The following is a 21,284-nucleotide window of genomic DNA, read 5'->3' as shown; positions in this document are numbered from 1 at the left end:
TTAGTCGAGTCTGTACTCGCCCGACCCTCTAATCAGGCGCTACAGCATTAGAAGGCTTTCGGACCGAGTGTGCCCCCACGCTCCCGGTGACGAGCACAATCACACAACAATTAATTCAGGAGAATTGTGTCTGTCAAGATTCGTTTGAAGCGCATGGGTAAGATCCGTGCACCGTACTACCGCATCGTCGTTGCTGACTCGCGCACCAAGCGCGACGGCCGCGTCATCGAGGAAATCGGCAAGTACCACCCGACCGAGAACCCCTCGTTCATCGAGGTCAAGTCCGACCGCGCACAGTACTGGCTCTCCGTTGGCGCACAGCCGACCGAGCAGGTTGCCGCCCTCCTCAAGCTCACAGGCGACTGGGGCAAGTTCAAGGGTGACAAGGATGCCGTCTCCACCGTCAAGGTGAAGGAGCCCAAGGTTCCCTTCGTCGCTGACGAGAAGAAGAAGCCGGTCCTCAAGCCAAAGGCAGAGAAGCCGGCCGTCAAGGAAGAGGCTCCCGCCGCTGACGAGACCGCTGCAGAAGAAGACAAGGCGTAACAATTGCTCGCACCTGCTCTCGAACACCTCGTCAAGGGGATTGTTGACAATCCGGACGACGTGACCGTCGTAGCGCAGAGCTCACCACGCGGTGAGGTCCTCGAGGTTCGCGTGAACCCCGAGGACCTCGGCCGTGTGATCGGCCGATCAGGCCGTACGGCAAAGGCACTGCGCACACTGGTTTCAGCCCTCGCCGATGGCCGACGCGTCCGCGTCGACGTCGTCGACACCGATTCCTAAGGTGAGCACAGACAAAATGCCGAAGACCCAACTCCGGGTGGGTCGGCTCACGAAGGCCCACGGGCTCAAGGGAGCCATCAAGCTCGAACTCTTCACCGACGACCCCGGCAGACGTTTTGTCCCCGGCGCCGTCTTCACCCTCCAGGTTCCGACAGGATCGCCCTGGCACGGCAAGACGCTCACTCTGAGCGAGCTGCGCTGGTACAACGGCCACGCCGTCGGGTTCTTTGAGGGTGTCAGCGATCGCTCCGAGGCGGAAACCCTCGTGAAAGCGATCCTCTGGATCGAACAGGACTCCGCTGAGCCTTCCCAGGAGGAAGACGCGTGGTACGACCACCAGCTGGTCGGGCTCGCTGTCTCTCGTGATGGCCAGACCATTGGCTCCGTTGCCCGGGTCGAGCACTTCCCGGCCCAGGACCTTCTCATCGTGAAGACGCCTCAGGGCGAGGTCATGGTTCCGTTCGTGAAGGCACTCGTTCCCGCCGTCGACATCGCCGCGGGGATCGTCACCATCACGCCACCGCCTGGCCTCTTCGAAGAGTTGCCGGACGAGCCCGATGACGAGACCGACGCACCGGTCGACGCGGATGCCGCTGACGCTGTTGAAGCTGACGCTGCTGAAGCTGACGTTGCTGAAACGGACGCTGTTGAAGCTGATGCCTCTGCCGAGTCCGCTACGGACGTCGCCGATTCAGATTCAGACGACTCGGACCGCTGACCCGCTCCTTCGGGGACCGACGATCACACGTCGATGCGGTACCCGCGTTTGATGACCGTCTGAACCAGGCCGGGCACCCCAAGCAACTGGCGGAGCCGGCTGAGCGCTACCTCGAGCGCGTGGTCGTCGACGGCCCCCGGCAGCCCTGCTGCGAGGTTCGCGCGCGGAACGACGGCTCCCTTCGCGGCCATCAGCGTGCGGAAGAGTGCCAGCGCTGCCGGAGGGAGCGCCGTTCGTGACCCGTCACGTTCGACGACGCAGCCGCGAAGCGAGACCCGCCCGTGCCTGGTGTCGACGGTGCTGATCGCGTGGGTCTCGAGATGCTCGCAGACCAGCCGGATCAACGCACCCATCCGGTACCGGTCGGGTTGGATCGGTTCGATGCCGACGGCGATCAGTGGGGCCGCTGTGACCGGTCCGACCGCCGCAGCGAGAACCTCGTGCCGAAACGCGTCGATGACCTCGTCGTAGCACCCGAGGAACTGCGCTGCACCGAAGAGAGCGTCGACGGCCGGTGCGCTCGTGAATGTCACCGCGTCGAGCTGTGACGTGACGATTAAATCGAGGAGCCGGTGGACGCGCTCGTCGTTCTCATCGGGCTTCAGCCATCGGTATGGAGCGACGGTGAGCACCGTGTGTCCGGCACGGCGAAGGCGCTGCAGCTGTTTTTCGTCCGTATAGCCGTGAAGCTGGACCGCGACGGTCTTCGGTTCAGGGAAAAGGGCGATCGCCCGGGTAACGAGCGATGCCGTGGTCTCTTCGTCGCTCATCCCGACATCATTGAGGCCGGCGGCTCGGATGGCGCCCCTCGCCTTGGGCCCGCGAACGAGAATCGCCGTCTCACCGAGCGCATCGACGAGGGCTTCACCGAGCCCGGCGGCATCCGACACTTCGAACCAGCGACGGATGCCGTACGACGTCGTTGCGAGCAGAACGTCGGGTCGACGGGCGATCACCTCGCGCGTATCGGTGATCAACTGGTCGTCGTGTTGCGAGTGTGCGATCCGGAGCGTCGGGGCGTGCACGACCGTCGCGCCGCGGCGCTCGAGGGCGTCGATGAGGTCCTCCGCGCGCCTGTCGCTCGTCACGCCGATACGGAACCCCTCGAGTTGGTCGGCACGGAAACCGGGGACCGTCGTCGGTTGCAGGTCGGTCATTCCGCCGCCGCGAGTGCCGAAGCCGTGTCGAAGATCCTGGCGGCGCTCTCGTCGCCGTCGGCGGCAAAGCGGACCACCTCACCGATGACGAGCACGGCGGGGGAGCGCACCGCCGCCGATGAGGCGACCTGTACTGACGTTGCCAGTGTGGCGATCGTCGTACGCTGCGTCGGCGTGTAGCCGCGTTCGATCATGGCGACAGGAAGATCCGCGGGCGCTCCGTGTGCCATCAGCCCAGCGGTGAGCATCGGCAGCGTCCCAACGCCCATCAGGACAATGAGGGTTCCGCCGAGACCGGCCAGGTGGCGATGCTCGTCGTCGGAGAGGGGAGCATGGCCGGAGACAACGGTGAACAGGTGGGTCACGCCGCGCGCAGTTACGGGGATGCCAGCAGCAGCGGGAACCGCGATCGCGCTCGTCACTCCGGGGATGACGGTGACGGGTACGCCGGCGGCGCGGCACGCTGCCACCTCTTCCGCACCGCGGCCAAACACGTACGGGTCACCGCCTTTGAGCCTCACCACGCTGGAGCCTGCCAGCGCATGCTCAACGAGCAGAGCCTCGATGTCTGACTGCGAGGTCGGGTGGTGGCCAGGGGTCTTGCCGACATCGATGAGCCGGGCAGACGGTGCGAGCTCACTAAGTCTGCTGTGGGGAGCCAGCCGATCGAACAGCACGACGTCCGCGGTCAGGAGGGCATCGATCGCCGCGACCGTAAGGAGCCGCTCATCGCCGGGTCCTCCGCCGACAAGCGTGACGGATCCTTCGCTGGCTGTGCTCATCAGTCGCTCCGAACCGGGATGGTTGTGCCCGACAGCAGGATAGCCTTTCCGCTCGCTCGCTCCTCGATTGTTGCGGGACGTAACTGCCCGCGTTCCGAAACCCGGGCGAGACTCGGGTCGGCGGCGTCCGGTGCGTTGACGAACGAGCGGAACCGCTTCAGGCGTTCCGGGTCGGCGAGAGTCGCCGCCCACTCGTCCTCGTAGTTGTCGACGTGCGCGGCCATGGCCAGCTCAAGTTCATCGGCGAGGCCGAGTGAATCCTCCACAACGACGGCGCGGACGTGATCGATACCGCCGTCAAGGTCCTCCATCCACCGTGCGGTGCGCTGGAGCCGGTCGGCGGTGCGGATGTAGTACATCATGTACCTGTCGATATAGCGGATGAGCGTCTCGTCGTCGAGGTCGGTCGCGAGCAGCTGTCCGTGGGTGGGCTGGAATCCGCCGTTCCCACCGACATAGAGGTTCCAGCCCATATCGGTGGCGATGACCCCGATGTCCTTTCCCCGCGCCTCGGCGCACTCGCGGGCGCAGCCCGAGACGCCGAACTTGAACTTGTGGGGAGCGCGAAGTCCGCGGAACCGCAGTTCGAGTCGGATCGCCATGCTCACCGAGTCCTGGACACCGAACCGACACCACGTGGAGCCGACGCAGCTCTTCACGTTGCGGAGGGCCTTTCCGTAGGCCTGGCCCGACTCAAAGCCGGCGTCGACGAGGATCCTCCAGATGTCGGGCAGCTGGTCGAGCCTCGCGCCGAACATGTCAATGCGTTGCCCGCCGGTGATCTTCGTGTACAGCCCGAAGTCAGTGGCCACCTGTGCGATCACCGCCAGTTTCTGCGGGGTGATTTCACCCCCGGGAATGCGCGGGACGACCGAGTAGGTGCCGTCCTTCTGCATGTTCGCGAGGGCGCGGTCGTTGGTGTCCTGCAACCCGCCTCGCCCTGCGTCCAGGATGTAGGCATCCGTCTGGCTGGCGAGAATGGAGGCGACCACGGGCTTGCAGACGTCGCAGCCGCGCCCGGTGCCGAACCGCGACAGGATGTCGTCGAACGACCGGAGCTCGAGGACACGGACCGACTCGAACAGCTCCTGTCGGGACAACGCGAAGTGTTCACAGAGTGCGCGGGAGATGGTCGCCCCGGTCTTCGTAAGCTCCGTCTCGAGGATCTTCTTCACGAGCGGCACGCACGACCCACACTGCGTTCCGGCGCGCGAGCAGGTCTTGAGAGCGGGCAGCGTCGAGCACGGCTCATCCCCGCCGACGCCATGCACGGCATCCCGCACCGCACCGACACTCACGTTGTTGCACGAGCAAACCAGCGCCGTGTCCGGCAGCTCGTCGCCGGGGGCCTCCGCACCCGCTGCGCTGAGGTACGCCGCCGGCTCGCTCGACAGGGCGGAGCCGAGCAGGGGCCGGAGCGACGCATACGGACTGGCGTCGCCGACAAAGATTCCGCCGAGCAGTATCTTCGCATCGTTCGTCGTGACGATCTTTTGGTACAGCCCGCGTGCCGGGTCGGCGTACACGATCTCCAGCGCGTTCTCCGTTGTGGCGAGTGCGTCGCCGAAGCTCGCGACGTCGACCCCCGACAGCTTGAGCTTTGTCGCGTCGTCGATCGAGGTGAATTCGGCGCCACCGCCGAGCAACCGGTCGGCGACGACCTCGGCCATCGCGTTCGCCGGTGCCACAAGGCCGGTGCACATGCCCTGGAATGACGCCACCTCGCCGATAGCCCACACAGACTCGACAGAGCTGGCGCAATCCGTTCCGATCGCGATCCCGCCTCGCGGGCCGAGAGCGATCCCCGCTGCCGCCGCCAGTTCGTCTCGAGGGCGGATGCCGATAGCAAAGACCACGAGGTCTGAGGCGACCGACTGTCCGTTGCTGAACTTCACCCCGGTGACGGATGCCCCGTCGTCCGTCGTGAGGATGGCCCGCGGTCTCGTGCCCAGATGGAGGGTGATGCCCTGGCCGGCGATGATGCGGCCGAGCGCCTGGCCGGCACCCTCGTCGAGTTGCGCCGACATCAACCAGGAGCCGGAGTGCACGATGGCCGCGTCTGCGCCGAGCCTGGCCAGCCCGCCCGCAGCCTCAAGACCGAGGAGGCCGCCCCCGGCAACGAGGACGCGCGCCGGGCGACCGTGAGCGTCCGCCAGGCGCGCGACCTCGGCGGCGAGGAAGTCGACATCGTCGATCGTGCGGTAGACCCGGGCGAGTGCTGAACCGGGGATGTCAGGCACCGGGGCCGAAGAGCCGGTGGCGAAGACGAGTTCGTCGTAGGCGTGGATGGTTCCGGATGCCGTCGTGACGGTTTTCGCGACGGTGTCGACGGCATCCGCCCTCGTCTTCCTGTGCAGCACGACGTGGTCGGAGCCCCAGATACCTGACGGATTCAGCGTGAGGTCGACGGCACCGGTCAGCCTCGTGCTCAGTGCGACGCGGTCATACGGCAGGTGTGCCTCCTCGGACAGGACGCTGACATGCAGCGCACGGTTGGTGTCGCGCGCATGGAGCGCGTCGGCGAGGCGGTGTGCGGCCGGGCCGCCGCCGAGGACGATGACCTCCCGCCGTGAGCGGCGTGATTCGGCAGAATTCTGGATCATGCGTGGTCCTTCCGTACAGCGCTGGTGCGGCTGCCCGATACCGAGCGTATGAAACGCCGGTTACTCCGCCGTGTCGCCGACGTAACCCCCGATCACAGTTCCCACACAGGCCGAAGCCTGCTCTGTGAGGTCGGTTTCACACGGGTGAAACACAATGTCCACCACCGTCGAAACATGACCCGCATAGCGTCAGTGCTGGAGATCGACTCGGGCGGGCCTATCGGTTCGCGTGAGCCTGACGAAGGGAAGACCGATGACACTCCTTCTGGACAACAAGACCCTCACCGATGACCGGGACGTGTCGGGGAGCGTCGGTACGTCCGAAAGCGCCGTCGGCTCCGAGAGCGCCGCCGAATGGGTGCCCGCGTGCCCCGTCACAGATCTCGAACCGTCCTGGGGCGAAGCTGCCCTGATCAAAGCGAGGCAGATCGCCCTCTTCCTGCTCTCGCCCTCTGAGGTATACGCCGTGAGTCACAGGGACCCTCACACCGATGCCAACGTGATGGCGAGGGGGATCGTCGGGTCACGGGGAGACCGGCCGACGATCGCATCGCCGCTGCACAAGGAGATCTATGACCTCGGGAGCGGCGAGTGCTTCACCGATCCCTCCCTGCTGCTCGAGACATTCAGGACCCGCATCGTCGGGGGGATGATCGAGGTCGAGGTGCTGTCGTGACAACAGGCGTCCGAGCGTCGGAGCGCACGGCGACACGGACGGCACTCGTCGCGATCTCACACGGCACATCGTCGCCCACCGGGCAGGCCGCCGTCGGCCGCCTCGTCGACGCGGTCTCGTCGCGCCTGCCACTCATCACCGTCGAAGCGGGCTTCGTCGACGTCCAGCAGCCCGATGTTCCCGCGACGCTCAATTCCCTTGCACCTGACCAGCCCGCCGCGATCGTGCCCCTGCTGCTCTCGGCCGGGTACCACGTGCACGTCGATCTCGTGAATGAGGCGGCGGACTCCGGACGGGTGACCGCCATCTCGGGTGCACTCGGCCCCGACGATCGGCTCGTCGACCTGCTCATCAGACGGCTCGCCGAGGCGGGCCTGGCCGCGATGGACAGCGTGGTGCTCGGTGCGGCAGGGTCGAGCGACGCGCGGGCCGTGGAAGACTGCCACGACATGGCGAGGCGGATGTCTGCCCGCCTCGGTCGGACGGTCACCGTTGGGTTCATCTCGGCGGCGACGCCACCGTTGAGCCGTGCTGTTTCGGCCGCTCGGGCCGCGCACGGCTCGGGACGCGTTGTGGTCAGCACGTACCTGCTCGCACCCGGCTACTTCTACGACCTCGCCCGTGCGAGCGGCGCCGACGTCGTGACCGAGCCGCTGCTCACCGCGGTCGGGCCCGTTCCGGTTGAACTGGTAGAGACGGTGTGCGACCGGTTCCACGGTCTCGTGGCTGAGCCAGCAACCTCTTAGCGCCTCCGCGCACGTCGTTGCCCGTTGCCTCGGGACGGGTGAGACGGGACGTGACGGTCACGGGGCATCGCCTCGGCCGCTTAAACTTCTTATATGCGTATCGACATCGTCACGATCTTTCCCGAGTTCTTCGACGTGCTCGATATCTCCCTCCTCGGCAAGGCGCGGCAGGCCGGAATCATCGACCTGGGCGTGCACAACCTCCGTGATGCCACAACGGACCGCCACCGCACCGTCGACGACACCCCCTATGGCGGCGGTGCCGGAATGGTGATGAAGCCTGAGCCGTGGGGCAAAACCCTCGACGGCATCCTCTCCGCCGACGGTTCTGACGCCGACCACGAGAAGGGGCCCCTCGTCATCTTCCCCTCGCCGGCCGGTGAGGTCTTCACGCAGTCGATGGCCCGCGAGCTCTCCACCGAGGAACACCTGGTTTTCGGGTGTGGTCGCTATGAGGGCATCGACCAGCGCGTGTTCGACGACACGGCAACCCGGGCGCGGGTTCGGCTCGTCAGCCTCGGCGACTATGTCCTGAACGGGGGAGAGGTCGCTGTGATGGCAATGATCGAAGCAATCGGGCGGCTGATTCCCGGTGTCGTCGGCAACCCGCATTCCCTCGTCGAAGAGTCACACGAAGACGGACTCCTCGAGGCACCGAGCTACACCAAGCCGGCGTCGTGGCGCGGCCTCGACGTTCCTCCGGTGCTGCTCAGCGGCAATCACGCAGCGATCGCCGCGTGGCGCCGCGAACAGCAACTCGAACGCACCAGACGCGTGCGTCCCGACCTGCTTCAGCCCTGAGCGATCGTTCCGGCACGCGGGGGGACATTCCCAGCACACGGGCCTAGGCTTGGCGCATGATCGTACGCCGGGTATATCGGACCTGGATGCTCATCGCATCCGTCGCCCTTCCCATCTGGCCGCTTATCGGCTGGGGGATCTTCGGCGGTGGCGGCTGGGAGTTCGTCGGCCTCGTCATCGCCATGCCGATTCTCTTCCTGGCCCTCGCCGCGGTATCCCTGCTGATCTACGCCCGCCCGACGGTGCGCCGCGAGAAAGCCGTGAACTGGTGGGACGTCCTCGTCCTCACTCTCTGGCACGTGTTCATTATCGGATTCGGTCTGTTCGGTGAGAACACCACCACGTTCGCCGTGCTGGGAGTACTCGCGGGGATCGCCGCGTTCTGGTACTCCGTATGGGCCTTCTTCAAGGATGCCGCGAAGCGAGCGCGTGAGACCCTCGCCGAGTTCGAGCAGATGGCGACGGCGCCCACCATCGGCCGGGTTCCCCCCGGTGCGACCGGCGTGGCGAGCGAGCAGGTCATCATCGTCAGGGAGAACCCCAGGGACGAACCGTAGCCTGCCCCGCTTTGCGCGTGGCATCCGATTCATGGCAGAATGGAACATTGTGCCGCGGCCGGACTCTGCCACAGGGGAGTAAGTGCCTTCGCCCTGACTTTTCAGGGCAAGCGGACACACATCAACTCAACCCCTTATTCGTAGTCGACCTGTGGCGGTTACAGAGAGCGAACTATCATGCACATCCTCGACAGTGTCGATGCAGCATCCCTCAAAAGCGACATCCCTGAATTCCGCGCCGGTGACACGGTCAAGGTTCACGTCAACATCGTTGAGGGCAACCGTTCTCGAATCCAGGTCTTCCAGGGCATCGTGATCGGTCGCCAGGGCGAAGGCGTCCGCGAGACCTTCGCTGTCCGCAAGGTCAGCTTCGGCGTTGGCGTCGAGCGCAAGTTCCCGGTTCACTCCCCGGTGATCGAGCAGATCGAGGTCATCACCCGCGGTGACGTCCGTCGCGCCAAGCTTTACTTCCTCCGCGAACTGCGCGGCAAGAAGGCGAAGATCAAGGAAAAGCGTTTCAACTAAGGTTTCCGCGAATACAGCGAAACTTCACCGAGCTCCCCACCGATAAACTGGTGGGGAGCTCGGGCGGTTTATATGACAGATATCACAGTGCCGGCGGACGATACTTCCGCCAGGTTGCGACGGCGATCGCAGAAGAAAGGCGCACTCCTCTTCCTGAGGGACGTGCTCGTTATCTTCGTTGTCGCCCTGCTCGTCTCCTTCCTCATCAAGACGTTCCTCGTCCGTTCGTTCTTCATTCCGTCGAGCTCCATGGAGCAGACTCTGCAGATCGACGACCGCATTCTCGTCAACGAACTCGTCCCTGACCTCGTCGGTGTCCAGCGGGGCGACGTCGTCGTCTTCCGCGATCCGGGCGGATGGCTGCCCCCGACCGCCGAGGTGGAACAGCCTCCTCTGGTCGCTGCGGTCGACTGGGTGTTCTCGGCTGTGGGCCTCTCGGCTTCCGACAGCGATGACCACCTCATCAAGCGCGTCATCGGCCTGCCCGGCGACCACGTCGTCTGCTGCAACGCGCTTGGCCAGATGACCGTCAACGGTGTTCCGCTGAACGAGCCATACGTCACGCTCCCCGCCGGAGTCGCCACGGTGTCGAAGGATGCCTTTGACGTCACGGTTCCCGATAACTCGCTCTGGGTGATGGGGGACAACCGGTACAACTCGAAGGACTCCAGGTACAACCGCGAACAGCCCGGCAACGGGTTCGTCCCCGTCGATAACGTCGTCGGCCGCGCCTTTGTCGTCAGCTGGCCGAGTTCGCACTGGGGCTGGCTCGACAACCATCCGTCGGTCTTCGCCGGAATCCGGGACCCGGAAGGGTCATGATGGCGGTTTGCGACCCGACCGACGTCGTCGAACGGGAGTTCTTCTCCGGCGGTTCGCGGTTCGTGATCGGATGCGACGAAGTCGGTCGCGGCGCAGTGGCCGGCCCTGTCGCCGTCGGTATGGCCGTCGTTGCCGAGACCTGCGGCGCGCACCCCGACGGGTTGCGCGATTCCAAACTGCTCAGCCAGAAGCGCCGTGAGGAACTCGAACCGCTGCTCAGGAAGTGGGTTCTCTTAGGTGCCGTCGGAATCGCTGACGCGCGGGAAGTCGATGACCTCGGCATCGTCCACTGCCTGGGGCTCGCCGGCAAGCGGGCGCTCCAGTCGCTTCACTCACAGGGCGCAGACGTCTCGTCGAGCGTGATTCTCCTCGATGGGAACCACGACTGGCTCAGCCCGGTGCTGTCGACGCCGCTCGATATCCGGACCCGCGTCAAGGCCGACCGTGACTGCGTGTCGGTCGCGGCGGCATCCGTTCTCGCGAAAGTGCACCGCGACGCGATGATGATCGCGCAGGATGCTGTGCTTCCCGGCTACGGCTGGAGCGGCAACAAGGGTTACGGGAGCGGCGAACACCTCGATGCCATCCGGACGCTCGGGATGACCGATTTCCACAGGAAGAGCTGGCTCGTTTCCTACGCGTAGGATGGACTCACCATGGAAGAAGACGAGTTCGAGGACTACGACCGCGAGGTCGAGCTGGCCCTGTATCGCGAGTATCGCGACGTTGTGTCGCAGTTCAAATACGTGATCGAGACGGAGCGCCGGTTCTACCTGGCCAACGACGTCGACCTGGTCCGTCGCGACACCGAGCACGACTTCTACTTCGAAATCACCATGACCGACGTGTGGGTCTGGGATGTCTACCGGTCCGACCGTTTCGTGAAGAGCGTGCGGGTGCTGACGTTCAAGGACGTCAACATCGAGGAGCTCTCGACCCGTGACTTCGAGCTTCCGAAGGAACTCGCGCTCGACGAGTAGAGTCCGGTCTCCGGTCTTTCCTGACTCTCGATTGCGCCGTTCTGGTTCAGGACCTACTTGAGTAGCCGCGAGAGTACCCGGTCGGCGAGCACCTTCCCGCCGGTCTGGCAGGTCGGGCAGTACTGGAACGTCGAGTCGGCGAAGATGACCTGCCGCACCATGTCTCCACACACCGGGCACGGTTCGCCGGTTCGGCCGTGCACCTGGAGGCCCGCCTTCTTCTCCTTCTTCAGTTCGGATGCCGCGAGGCCGTCGGCGCGCTCGATCGCGCTCCGCAGTGTGAACTGCATGGCGTCGTAGAGGCGCGCGACTTCCTCATCGTCGAGGGTGGCTGGCTTGAACGGGGACATCCTGGCGGTGTGGAGGATCTCGTCAGAGTAGGCATTGCCGATGCCGGCGATCACCGACTGGTTTCGGAGGACGCCCTTGAGCTGTGCTCGCCCTGCCGAGCGGAGGATCGCGGCGAGGGCGTCGACAGTGAAACTCTCGTCGAGTGGGTCGGGGCCGAGTCGCGCGACGCCGGGGACATCGGACGGGTCGCGAACCACCGAGATCGACAGGCTTTTCTTCGAGCCGGCTTCGGTGATATCGATGCCCGAGCCGTCATCGAGGACAAGTCGCGCTGCGAGTGCCGTCTTGCCGCCCCGCGCCGACCGCTCAGGCGCGTTGTCGCGCCAGCGGATCCAGCCGGCCCTCGCGAGGTGGATAACGATGTGGAGGTCGTCCGCCGCGATGTCGAGGAATTTGCCGTGACGGGAGACCCCGTTGATCGTCGCGCCCGCGAGCGCCGTGACGGGTGGGTCGTAAGTCTTGAGTGCGGCGAACGCGACGACCTCGAGCCGCTCGATAACGCGACCGGTGAGGCGGGCACCGAGGCCGGTGGTCAGGGCGTGTACTTCGGGGAGTTCTGGCACGACCCCAGTCTGACGCGCGCCGCCGTTATCAGTCCAGCGTGTTGGCTGCGACCCCGGCCTTCAGTTGTCACAGAGTGCCGTTATTCCGCGCGGATAGGTGCGTTTGTGACAACCGAAGCGGGATAGCTGTCCTCCCCACCCGGACGACGCGACGGGGTTCTCCGCAGATGCGCGCGTGGGCGGCAGGGCGGGTGGCGACGCGCCAGCATCGGGGGATGAAGGTACTCGTGTCGAATCGGATCGCGCTCGGCCGCCGCGGTGAAGACCTCGCCGCCGAACACCTCACCGGGCTTGGCTACCGCATCCTCGACCGCAACTGGCGGTGCAGACAGGGCGAAATCGACGTTATTGCCACACGAGGAGACGTGATCGCATTTGTAGAGGTGAAGACGCGTTCCTCGCTCGCTTTCGGGCATCCGTTCGAAGCCGTCACTCCGACGAAACTGGCCCGTTTGCGTCGCCTGGCTGCCGCGTGGTGCGCCGAGAACGATCCGCAGACGCCGCGCATCCGCATCGACGTGATCGCCGTTGTGATTCCTCACGATGGGCCATTCACTGTTGAGCACCTGAGCGGGGTGACCGCGTGACCGTCGGCCGGACCTGGGCCGTCGCGCTCCTCGGTCTCGATGGTTCACTCGTCGAAGTCGAAGCCGACATCTCTGCGCAGCTGCCCAAGTTCGTGATCATCGGCCTCGCCGATCGTTCGCTCGGTGAGGCGGAGGGCAGGGTGCGCCAGGCCGCGACCAACGCCGGGTGCCGGCTTTCCGGCCAGCGCATCACGGTGAACCTCTCGCCGGCGAGCCTGCCCAAGAACGGGTCAGGCTTCGACCTCGCCATCGCACTCTCGTGCCTCGCCGCCGACAGCGTCGTCTCGAACGAATCGATCGACGGCGTTGTCCATATCGGCGAACTCGGTCTCGACGGAAGGCTGCGGCCCACCCCCGGGGTGCTGCCCGCCGTCCTCGCCGCGGTCCGCGCTGGCCGAAAGACGGTGATGGTTCCGGCGGGGAACGAGCACGAGGCCCGCCTGATCCCCGACGTGACGGTCATTCCCGTGGCATCGCTTCGTGAGGCGGCGATCTGGCACGGCGCATCGCTGACGCCGGTGGAGGTCGCACCGATACTCACCGCTGCAACGGATGCCGAGGCGCCGGCCGACCTGGATCTCTCGGACATCGTCGGTCAGGAGGACGCGATCCAGGCCCTGCTCGTCGCGGCGGCCGGCGGCCACCACCTGATGATGCTCGGCCCGCCCGGGGCGGGCAAGACGATGCTCGCAGCGCGGCTTCCCGGCATCCTGCCCGACCTCGGTGTCACCGAGGCACTCGACGTGACCTCTGTCAGGTCGCTTGCCGGGCAGCCCATCGGCACGCAGCTCCAGTCGCGCCCGCCCTTCGAGAGTCCGCACCACACTGCGACGACCGCAGCAATCCTCGGTGGAGGGAGCAAGCTCATCCGACCCGGTGCTGCGGCGCGGGCTGCCCACGGTGTCCTCTTCCTCGATGAGGCGCCGGAGTTTCAGGCAAACGTACTTGACGCGTTGCGGCAGCCGCTCGAGTCCGGAACCATCAGCATCCATCGCGCCAACGCGGTCGCCCACTTTCCGGGCAGATTCCAGCTCGTCCTCGCCGCGAACCCCTGCCCATGCGGCCAGTACGGCAGCAGGGAGAATTCGTGTGTCTGCCCGCCGGCGGCTATTCGCCGTTACCTGGGCCGGCTCTCCGGACCGCTCATGGACCGGATCGACATCCAGCTCAGAATGCATCGCATCTCGCGAGCAGAAATGGTGCTCTCGGGTGAAACCGCCGGCACACACAGCACCGATGCGCGGCGTCTGGTTTCCGAGACCCGGCAGCGCACCGTGTCGCGCCTTGCCGGGACCGGGTGGACCACGAACGGGCAGGTTCCGGGTCCGTGGCTGCGCGCTGGGTCGCGAGCGTTGCCGCGCGACGTCACCGAGCCAATCGATCGCGCGCTCGAACACGGCAGCATCACCATGCGTGGATACGACCGTGTGCTTCGCGTCGCGTGGACCCTCGCCGATATGGACGCAGTGCCCAGACCGGAGAAGACGCACATCGGGCGGGCTCTGTTTCTCAGGAAGGGGATCTGACATGCGGGTGTTCGAACTCGACGCCGACGACGTGAGCCGGGCCATCTTCTCTGTCACCCCACAGGCCGTCGTCGACGCTGCTCGCGACTCCGGTGCAACGGCAGAGGTGGCCGCGGAGCGGTTCGCGCGAGCCGTCTGGACCGGCATCGTCGAGCCGGGAGACGGCGCCGCCGGTTCCCTGATCGAAGCGATCGGCGCGTCAGCGGCACTGCGCTCACTGATCGAGCGATGGGGCCCGCAGCGGGTGAGCGCGGCACTCGGTGCCCCGGGCGACGGCGACTTGTTCGAGCACGTGCAGAAAGCGTGGGCCAGGTGGATTCCCCGTCTGGATTCAGCAGCAGCGCTGGCCTCAATTCGGCTGGCCAAACACAGCGGGGCGACGCTCATTTGCCCTGACGACGACTGCTGGCCGGCGGGCCTGAACGACCTCGGCCCGCATGCTCCGCTCGCCCTCTGGGTCAGGGGCGATCCCTGGCGGTTGCCGGCGACCTCGCCGTCGATTTCGCTGGTCGGGGCTCGGGCCGCCACCGGCTACGGCGAACACGTGACACTTGAGGCTGCGAGCACTCTCGTCGATCGCGGTTTCACCATAATTTCCGGGGCGGCGTACGGCATCGACGGAGCGGCGCACCGGGCGGCGCTGGCTTCACAGGGCACAACGGTGGCGTTTCTCGCCGGTGGAGTTGACCGCCCATATCCGAGCGGCCATGACGCTCTGATCGGGCGCATTGTGGAGACCGGTGCTGTCGCTTCGGAAGTGCCCTGCGGAGTCCCACCGAGCAAGTGGCGATTCCTCCAACGGAATCGACTCATTGCCGCGGTCAGTTCGGCGACCGTCGTGCTCGAAGCGGGGTGGAGATCAGGCTCACTCAACACGGCTGGCCACGCTGCGGCGCTCGGCAGGCCGCTCGGCGCTGTGCCGGGGCCTGTGACGAGTGCGGCGTCTGCCGGATGCCATCGGCTGATCAGAGAGTACGGAGCGACGTGCGTGACGAACGCCGACGAGATGGCCGAACTCGCGGGGGAGGGGGACCTGGGAGCCGGCATGTCCGGAGGTGTGCCCTCGCGGGAGACCGAGCGAAGCTCGGACGAGGTGCGGGTGCTCGATTCGCTGAGCACCCGATCGGGTCGCAGCGTCGACGACATCGCACGCCGGGCCGGGCTTCCTGTGGATGCCGTGCAGTCGGTTCTTGGCGTGCTGGAACTGGAGGGTGTTGTCGGAGAGCGTCAGCTGGGGTGGGTGTACCTGCCCCAGCGTCGGTGAACCGGACGCGCTGAGTCAGCGGGTCAGACGACTTCCTCGAGGAAACGGACCTGATCGGCGAGCAACCGGGCGCGGATCTCGGGACGATAAACGTCGTAGTGCGCAACGTCGTAGTCAATCTGGCGCCCATGCGGCGCACGGTCAGCAAGTTCCCTAACCTGATCGAGAGGGGACTCCCGATCCCCGACGGCAGCGCAAACCAACAGGGGAGCGGCGATCCGGTTGGCGTAGTCGCCCGGATGATATTTCGTCATGGTGAGCAGGTCACGCGGTGCCACTTCGTTGCGCCATGTGGGCGAGTCGAGTGCGTCGATCGCGGTTGTCGCGCCGTCGGATGCCATCACCGCCAGAGACCCAGTCGGCCCAACGAGCGGGATGTAGGCGGGAGGCCTCCCGAACCTTCCCCTCAACCGATCGCGCACAATCGCCAGGAGCATGCTGAGAGTGCCGCGAAGAGTCCGACCTTCGACGCGGCGCGGGAACCCGTTGTACGGAACCTGCGCGATCACCGCGACCACATCGTCCCGGTCTGCCGCCGACGTCACGACGTGCCCGCCGCCGAGCGACGTCCCCCACAGCACGATCCGTGACGCGTCCAGGCGCAGGTCGTTAGTGATGTAGTCCATCGCTGCCCGGATATCGGACAGCTGGCCGTCGATGTCCATGACCTGGCGGGGCTCTCCGTCACTCACGCCGAACGAACGGTAGTCGAAGCTCAACGCGGCGAATCCGGCGTCGGCGAACGCCTCGGCGGCGGCGCGAATCGCCGGTGTGTCCTGGGTGCCGCCGAACCCCGAGCACAGGAGCACGACGGGAGGTGGCGCCTCCGACTCAGGCAGAAGCAGAGTGCCACGGCACAGCGCACCGGAGGACGAAAAACTCAGGGAAGCGACTGTGTGCATGGGCCACAACCTCGATCCGTATCTCGTCAGGAAACGAACGGTACCCGCGTGGTCGGCGGCCGCTCAAGGGGTTCCTTGGAAAGCCCGGCGGGTAGCACCGTACCGGATGGTATGGTCCTCGCATGAGTGAAGCACGGGAGCGCTGGCTGAACGAGGGCGTTCGCGTCCTGATGGACGACGGGTTTAACGGCATCCGCATCGACAGGCTTGCGGCCAGGCTCGGCCTGTCCAAGGGGTCGTTCCACCATCACTTCGCCGGCGCAGTCGACTATAAACGCGTGCTACTCGGCCGGATCGAACAGCTGTCGCTCGAGGCGCTCGAAATTGCGGTCAACAGTGCACCGAAAACGGACACCGCGCGGGACGTCCTGAGGCGCCTCACTGATGCGGTCGGCACCCCGGCGGCGGGACTGTACCGACCGGAGATGGATGCCGCGGTGCGGGCGTGGGCCTTGTCTGACGCTGACGCGAGGGCCACTCTGGCCAGAATCGACGAAGCGCGACTTGCGGCGCTGGAGAAGGTATGGCGAACGTATGTCCGGACCGACGCCGAGGCGCGGATTGCCGCCCTGGTTCCGTACCTGCTGTCCGTCGGGGCCGCGGTGACCTCACCGCCGGTCTCGGGTTCAGAGTTGAAAGCTGTGTTCGAGCTGATTCTGCCGCTCGTTCCCGAAGTACCGGGGGAGTAGCCCCTCTCAGCGCAGAAGGATCTGCCTTTGGACACTTGATGCAGACCATACGGTTTGGTATGGTTCCTGCATCTGATCAAAGGTGGTCGACCATGACTGCACTGCCAGCCCCTGTCTGGCCCGTTCTCGTCCTCGCCGCGATCCAGGTGGCCGACGGCATCCTCTGTATCAAGCCGGTCGGCTTTATTGCCGCGTGCTTTACCGACGTGAGGTTCCCGAGGCGGTACTGGCGGCTCATGACGCCGGTGAAGTTCGCCGCAGCGCTGGGCCTGGTAGCGGGCATCTGGATTCCCTACCTCGGTGCGATCTCACGTGCGCGGCGCTCGTACTGTATTTTCTCGTGGCGATCTCCATGCATATCGCCGCACGCGACTTCGGCAGGAATCTCTTCGTGAACGCAACGGGGATGCTCGCGATGTGCGTGGCGACGGGAGTGTTCTGCTTTCTGATCTGATCTGAGCGTCGCAGCTCGCCGGCTTCCCAACTGATCAGGGAGTGATTCGTGGTGCGCCTGCGGGGGATAGGGCGGCGGGTGCGTAATTCTTGAGGGATGAAGATCCCGTCCGCCGTCGCTCAATACATCGATCACATCGCGGTCGAGCGACAGTACTCGGAGTCGACGTGCAGGGCCTATGAATCCGACCTCACCGACTTCGCGGTGTTCGCGGCGAAGCGGGAGAGGGACCTCGTCACGGAGGTGGACCTTGACCTGCTGAGGGACTGGCTCTGGAAATCGTCCCAGGCTGGGCTCGGGCCGTCGACGCTCGCGAGACGGTCCGCCTCTGTCAGGGGGTGGTCCGCCTGGCTCGCGCAGAATGGGCACGTCCCCGTCGATACCGCGGTTCGGTTGCGCTCGCCGAAGACGGGGAGGTCGCTGCCGCACGTGGTGCAACGGCCCCAGATGGACGCCATGCTCGATTCCCTCGCCGAACTGGCCGCGACAGGGGATCCCGTCGCACTTCGCAACGCCGCGCTCATCGAGTTGCTCTATGCAACAGGCACCCGCGTGTCGGAGCTGTGCGGCCTCAACGTCGACGACATCGACCTCGACCGGCTGACGCTCCGCGTGGTCGGCAAAGGATCGAAAGAGCGCGTCGTCCCGTTCGGCGTTCCCGCGCACTCGGCGCTCGTCGACTACCTGCGGCTCGGCCGTGCTGCCCTGCTGGCGCGGGGGAAAGAGACGACGGATGCTGTCTTCCTCGGTGTGAAGGGAGCGCGAATGGGGCCGAAGAGCGTGTACAACCTGGTCAGCAGGTTGCTCGCGTCGCTGCCGGGCGGATCCGCCCAGGGGCCTCACGCGCTTCGGCACACGGCAGCGACGCATCTGCTCGACGGCGGTGCCGATCTTCGCGCGGTCCAGGAGATGCTCGGCCACGCCTCTCTCGGCACGACACAGATCTACACGCACGTCTCAACCGAGCGGCTGCGGGAGAGTTACCGCGGCGCCCATCCGCGCGCCTGAGCGGGATCAGCGCTCCAGCGGAAGGAGCACCGCCCGCTGGAGCGACTCGAGCAGTGCGAGCGGGTTCACGTACTCGCCGTGGAGACGGACGCCGAAATGCGCACACGAATCGGAGCAGTGACCCCCGGAGGCCACGGCGCCGATGACGGCTCCGGCAAGAACCTGGTCGCCCTCGGCAACCGTGGCGAGGACGGGCTCGATGCTCGATACCAGCCCTCCGGGATAGGTGATCGACAGCACGGGTCGGTCGACCACAGTCCCAGAGAAGCTCACCAACCCGTCCGCCGGTGCCACGACCGGCGTGCCGTTTGGTGCGGTGAGGTCCATTCCGCGGTGCCCGGCTGAGTATCGGGTTGCCGGGGCTTCGAACTGGCGAAGCACCGCAGGGGCCGCTGACACCGGCCACAGCCAGCTGCCTGCCCGGGTCGCGGCGTGGGGAGCGGTCTCGGCAAACGGCGCTGCTGGAAACGGAGCCGCCGCGGCACTCGGCGCGGCGAGGATGACGGCGACACAGCACCCCGCGAGGGCGAGGCCATACAGACGGGATGATCGACCGGTCATCCACCAAGACTGCCTGTCGTGCAACCAAACCGGATGCCGCACCGGGTTCTGTGCCAAACGCGCCGGGTGAACCCCGGTGTTCGGGACGCTGGGGGCTACCCCGTACTGCTAAGATATTCGGAGCACCTCGCATGTCGGGGTGACTACGCGTGCCCATTCGGCTCCCACTTCCAATCGGTCTCTCTCGTGAAATACGACAGGGCGGACGTGCGCCGGGCACCAGGAGGAGCGGCCACTCGGCCGCACTGACAACCGACAGACGCTCGCCCGGCATCCGGGCGCGTCAGAATAGGAGAACGGCTCATGGCCGTCGTAACCATTCGCCAGCTGCTCGACAGCGGCGTGCACTTCGGGCACCAGACCCGCCGTTGGAACCCGAAGATGAAGCGCTTCATCTTCACCGAGCGTTCCGGCATCTACATCATCGACCTCCAGCAGTCGCTTGGATTCATCGACAAGGCATACGACTTCGTCAAGGAGACCGTCGCCCACGGTGGAACCATCCTCTTCGTTGGTACCAAGAAGCAGGCACAGGAAGCGATCGCCGAGCAGGCGACCCGCGTCGGCCAGCCCTACGTCAACCAGCGCTGGCTCGGTGGACTCCTCACCAACTTCCAGACGGTTTCCAAGCGTCTCGCTCGCATGAAAGAGCTTGAAGAGCTTGACTTCGAAGACACCGCAAAGTCGGGCTTCACCAAGAAGGAAATGCTCATCAAGAAGCGCGAGCTCGACAAGCTTCACAAGTCGCTCGGCGGAATCCGCAACCTCACCAAGACGCCGTCGGCTCTGTGGGTTGTTGACACCAAGAAAGAGCACCTCGCCATTGACGAGGCCAAGAAGCTCGGTATCCCCGTCATCGGCATCCTCGACACCAACTGCGACCCCGACGAAGTCACCTACCCGATCCCGGGTAACGACGACGCGATCCGCTCGGTTGGCCTGCTCACGCGCATCATCGCTGACGCAGCCGCTGAGGGCCTCATCCAGCGTCACCAGAAGCCCGTCGAGGGCGACGCTCCTGTCGAGCCGCTGGCCGCATGGGAAGCAGAACTCCTCGGAGCTGACGCTGCTGCAGCTGAGGCACCCGCAGCAGACGACGCCGCAACCGAAGCGCCGGTCGAGCAGAACGACGCTGACGCTGAAGTAGCCGAGAAGAACGCAGCAATTCCGGAAGACGCTCCGGTCGAGGTCGTCGCTCCTGAGAGCGACGAGAAGACCGAAGAGCGCCTCGAGGCGGAAGCGACCGAGGCTGAAAAGCAGCCGGTCGCCGACAACAACTAATCGCAAAAGAGGAGTTTCACGAATATGGCAAACATCGCTCTTGCTGACATCAAGGCTCTTCGCGAGCAGCTTGGGACCGGAATGGTCGACACCAAGAACGCGCTCGTCGAGGCCGACGGTGACATGGAAAAGGCCACCGAAATCCTGCGTCTCAAGGGAGCAAAGGGTAACGCGAAGCGTGCCGACCGCTCCACGAGCGAGGGTCTCGTTGCTGTCAAGGAAAACGGCACGACCGCAACGATGATCGAGCTCGCGTGCGAGACCGACTTCGTCGCGAAGAACGACAAGTTCGTCGCTCTCGCCGACAAGGTCCTGGAAGCTGTTGCGGCATCCGGTGCATCCTCGCTCGAGGAAGCACTCGCTGCACCGGCCGGTGACCAGACGGTTGCCGACCTGATCAACGACCAGGCCGCCATCCTCGGCGAAAAGGTCGAGCTGCGCCGCGTCGCGCTGGTTTCGGGAGAGCAGTTCGCTGTGTACCTCCACAAGACCAGCAAGGACCTGCCGCCGCAGATCGGTGTTGTCGTCAGCTACACCGGTGATGACGCTGAGACTGCTCGCGCAGTCGCCCAGCACATCGCCATGTTCGACCCCCAGTACCTCACCCGCGAAGAAGTTCCGGCTGAGACTGTGGACAAGGAGCGCGAGATCGTCACCGAGATCTCGAAGAACGAAGGAAAGCCGGAAGCGGCACTTCCCAAGATCGTCGAGGGTCGCCTGACCGCGTTCTTCAAGCAGGTTGCCCTGCTCGAGCAGGACTACGCACGCGACAGCAAGATTCAGGTCAAGAAGGTTCTTGCCGACGCGAACCTGACAGTGACGGGCTTCGCCCGCTTCAAGGTCGGCGCGTAACCACATCATGAGGAGTCCGGATCACAATCGTGATCCGGACTCCTTTTGTGTGCAGCCACACATTTTCACAAACTCCCCAATTCTGAAGTCCAAGGA

General features: G+C 65.4%; 25 protein-coding genes. 19 read left to right on the top strand and 6 right to left on the bottom strand.

Annotation, left to right across the window (positions count from 1 at the left end; all coding sequences use genetic code 11):
• The first annotated feature begins 126 nt into the window (after positions 1-126).
• Genes rpsP through rimM form a run of 3 tightly spaced genes read left to right on the top strand, consistent with a single transcriptional unit; the run spans position 127 to position 1,501 of the window.
• Positions 127-543 carry a 30S ribosomal protein S16 gene (gene rpsP, locus C3E77_RS09015; RefSeq protein WP_108391333.1) on the top strand — a complete coding sequence of 139 codons (417 nt, stop codon included), beginning with the start codon at positions 127-129 and terminating at the stop codon, positions 541-543.
• A gap of 3 nt (positions 544-546) precedes the next feature.
• A complete protein-coding gene (locus C3E77_RS09010; protein ID WP_090709355.1) occupies positions 547-783 on the top strand; it encodes an RNA-binding protein in 237 nt (78 codons plus the stop codon).
• A 16-nt stretch (positions 784-799) separates the two neighbouring features.
• Positions 800-1,501 carry a ribosome maturation factor RimM gene (rimM, locus tag C3E77_RS09005; RefSeq protein ID WP_234031170.1) on the top strand — a complete coding sequence of 234 codons (702 nt, stop codon included), beginning with the start codon at positions 800-802 and terminating at the stop codon, positions 1,499-1,501.
• 23 nt (positions 1,502-1,524) lie between these two features.
• Here the strand turns inward: rimM and C3E77_RS09000 are convergent, their stop codons facing one another.
• Genes C3E77_RS09000 through nirB form a run of 3 tightly spaced genes read right to left on the bottom strand, consistent with a single transcriptional unit; the run spans position 1,525 to position 6,040 of the window.
• Positions 1,525-2,658: a uroporphyrinogen-III synthase gene (locus tag C3E77_RS09000; RefSeq protein ID WP_108391331.1), complete on the bottom strand. Its 1,134-nt coding sequence runs from the start codon at positions 2,656-2,658 to the stop codon at positions 1,525-1,527.
• Positions 2,655-3,440, bottom strand: coding sequence for a uroporphyrinogen-III C-methyltransferase (cobA, locus tag C3E77_RS08995; RefSeq protein ID WP_108391330.1), 786 nt, complete (start codon positions 3,438-3,440; stop codon positions 2,655-2,657). Before cobA ends, C3E77_RS09000 begins: the two co-directional genes overlap by 4 nt.
• On the bottom strand, positions 3,440-6,040 hold the full coding sequence (gene nirB / locus C3E77_RS08990) for a nitrite reductase large subunit NirB (protein WP_418288076.1): 2,601 nt from the start codon (positions 6,038-6,040) through the stop codon (positions 3,440-3,442). Before nirB ends, cobA begins: the two co-directional genes overlap by 1 nt.
• 256 nt (positions 6,041-6,296) lie before the next feature.
• On the opposite strand from nirB, the gene nirD reads away from it, so the two are divergent.
• From nirD to C3E77_RS08950, 8 genes are all read left to right on the top strand, one after another.
• A complete protein-coding gene (gene nirD / locus C3E77_RS08985) occupies positions 6,297-6,719 on the top strand; it encodes a nitrite reductase small subunit NirD (RefSeq protein ID WP_108391328.1) in 423 nt (140 codons plus the stop codon).
• Positions 6,716-7,465, top strand: a complete 750-nt coding sequence (locus C3E77_RS08980; protein ID WP_108391327.1) for a sirohydrochlorin chelatase — start codon at positions 6,716-6,718, stop codon at positions 7,463-7,465. Before nirD ends, C3E77_RS08980 begins: the two co-directional genes overlap by 4 nt.
• A 93-nt stretch (positions 7,466-7,558) precedes the next feature.
• Complete coding sequence (gene trmD, locus C3E77_RS08975; RefSeq protein ID WP_108391326.1) at positions 7,559-8,266, top strand: tRNA (guanosine(37)-N1)-methyltransferase TrmD; 708 nt, start codon at positions 7,559-7,561, stop codon at positions 8,264-8,266.
• Between the two features lie 56 nt (positions 8,267-8,322).
• Complete coding sequence (locus tag C3E77_RS08970; RefSeq protein ID WP_146188058.1) at positions 8,323-8,823, top strand: hypothetical protein; 501 nt, start codon at positions 8,323-8,325, stop codon at positions 8,821-8,823.
• A gap of 177 nt (positions 8,824-9,000) precedes the next feature.
• Entirely contained in the window at positions 9,001-9,348 is a 348-nt protein-coding gene (gene rplS, locus C3E77_RS08965; protein WP_108391324.1) for a 50S ribosomal protein L19, read from the top strand.
• Positions 9,349-9,420: 72 nt separating this feature from the next.
• The gene (gene lepB / locus C3E77_RS08960; RefSeq protein ID WP_108391323.1) at positions 9,421-10,170 is read left to right on the top strand and encodes a signal peptidase I; all 750 of its coding nucleotides are present in this window, start codon (positions 9,421-9,423) and stop codon (positions 10,168-10,170) included.
• Complete coding sequence (rnhB, locus tag C3E77_RS08955) at positions 10,167-10,814, top strand: ribonuclease HII (protein WP_335583231.1); 648 nt, start codon at positions 10,167-10,169, stop codon at positions 10,812-10,814. The genes lepB and rnhB overlap by 4 nt, the downstream gene beginning before the upstream one ends.
• Positions 10,815-10,826: 12 nt before the next feature.
• Entirely contained in the window at positions 10,827-11,150 is a 324-nt protein-coding gene (locus C3E77_RS08950; RefSeq protein ID WP_108391321.1) for a DUF2469 domain-containing protein, read from the top strand.
• A 53-nt stretch (positions 11,151-11,203) separates the two neighbouring features.
• Here the strand turns inward: C3E77_RS08950 and C3E77_RS08945 are convergent, their stop codons facing one another.
• The gene (locus tag C3E77_RS08945) at positions 11,204-12,064 is read right to left on the bottom strand and encodes an Fpg/Nei family DNA glycosylase (protein WP_108391320.1); all 861 of its coding nucleotides are present in this window, start codon (positions 12,062-12,064) and stop codon (positions 11,204-11,206) included.
• Between the two features lie 215 nt (positions 12,065-12,279).
• On the opposite strand from C3E77_RS08945, the gene C3E77_RS08940 reads away from it, so the two are divergent.
• The 3 genes from C3E77_RS08940 to dprA are packed head-to-tail and all read left to right on the top strand — an operon-like array spanning position 12,280 to position 15,441.
• Complete coding sequence (locus tag C3E77_RS08940) at positions 12,280-12,651, top strand: YraN family protein (protein ID WP_234031169.1); 372 nt, start codon at positions 12,280-12,282, stop codon at positions 12,649-12,651.
• Positions 12,648-14,177: a YifB family Mg chelatase-like AAA ATPase gene (locus C3E77_RS08935; protein WP_108391318.1), complete on the top strand. Its 1,530-nt coding sequence runs from the start codon at positions 12,648-12,650 to the stop codon at positions 14,175-14,177. The genes C3E77_RS08940 and C3E77_RS08935 overlap by 4 nt, the downstream gene beginning before the upstream one ends.
• Before the next feature lies 1 nt (position 14,178).
• Positions 14,179-15,441, top strand: coding sequence for a DNA-processing protein DprA (gene dprA, locus C3E77_RS08930; RefSeq protein ID WP_108391317.1), 1,263 nt, complete (start codon positions 14,179-14,181; stop codon positions 15,439-15,441).
• A 23-nt stretch (positions 15,442-15,464) separates the two neighbouring features.
• Here the strand turns inward: dprA and C3E77_RS08925 are convergent, their stop codons facing one another.
• Positions 15,465-16,343 carry an alpha/beta hydrolase gene (locus tag C3E77_RS08925; protein ID WP_108391316.1) on the bottom strand — a complete coding sequence of 293 codons (879 nt, stop codon included), beginning with the start codon at positions 16,341-16,343 and terminating at the stop codon, positions 15,465-15,467.
• Between the two features lie 122 nt (positions 16,344-16,465).
• On the opposite strand from C3E77_RS08925, the gene C3E77_RS08920 reads away from it, so the two are divergent.
• From C3E77_RS08920 to C3E77_RS08910, 3 genes are all read left to right on the top strand, one after another.
• A complete protein-coding gene (locus C3E77_RS08920; protein ID WP_108391315.1) occupies positions 16,466-17,032 on the top strand; it encodes a TetR/AcrR family transcriptional regulator in 567 nt (188 codons plus the stop codon).
• Positions 17,033-17,124: 92 nt separating this feature from the next.
• Positions 17,125-17,427: a hypothetical protein gene (locus C3E77_RS08915; protein WP_198412133.1), complete on the top strand. Its 303-nt coding sequence runs from the start codon at positions 17,125-17,127 to the stop codon at positions 17,425-17,427.
• Between the two features lie 155 nt (positions 17,428-17,582).
• Entirely contained in the window at positions 17,583-18,494 is a 912-nt protein-coding gene (locus C3E77_RS08910; RefSeq protein WP_108391314.1) for a tyrosine recombinase, read from the top strand.
• Positions 18,495-18,500: 6 nt separating this feature from the next.
• Here C3E77_RS08910 and C3E77_RS08905 read toward each other — a convergent pair whose 3' ends face one another.
• Complete coding sequence (locus C3E77_RS08905; RefSeq protein ID WP_108391313.1) at positions 18,501-19,055, bottom strand: M23 family metallopeptidase; 555 nt, start codon at positions 19,053-19,055, stop codon at positions 18,501-18,503.
• Between the two features lie 303 nt (positions 19,056-19,358).
• Between C3E77_RS08905 and rpsB the strand changes: the two genes are divergently transcribed.
• Positions 19,359-20,336: a 30S ribosomal protein S2 gene (gene rpsB / locus C3E77_RS08900; RefSeq protein WP_108391312.1), complete on the top strand. Its 978-nt coding sequence runs from the start codon at positions 19,359-19,361 to the stop codon at positions 20,334-20,336.
• Between the two features lie 24 nt (positions 20,337-20,360).
• Positions 20,361-21,188 carry a translation elongation factor Ts gene (gene tsf, locus C3E77_RS08895; protein WP_108391311.1) on the top strand — a complete coding sequence of 276 codons (828 nt, stop codon included), beginning with the start codon at positions 20,361-20,363 and terminating at the stop codon, positions 21,186-21,188.
• The last annotated feature ends 96 nt before the right edge of the window (positions 21,189-21,284 follow it).

Origin of the sequence: Mycetocola zhujimingii, assembly GCF_003065425.1 — a bacterium.
Classification (GTDB): Bacteria; Actinomycetota; Actinomycetes; order Actinomycetales; family Microbacteriaceae; genus Mycetocola_A; species Mycetocola_A zhujimingii.
Note: the sequence above shows the minus strand (reverse complement) of the source record. Positions and strands in the feature narration are given on the sequence as shown.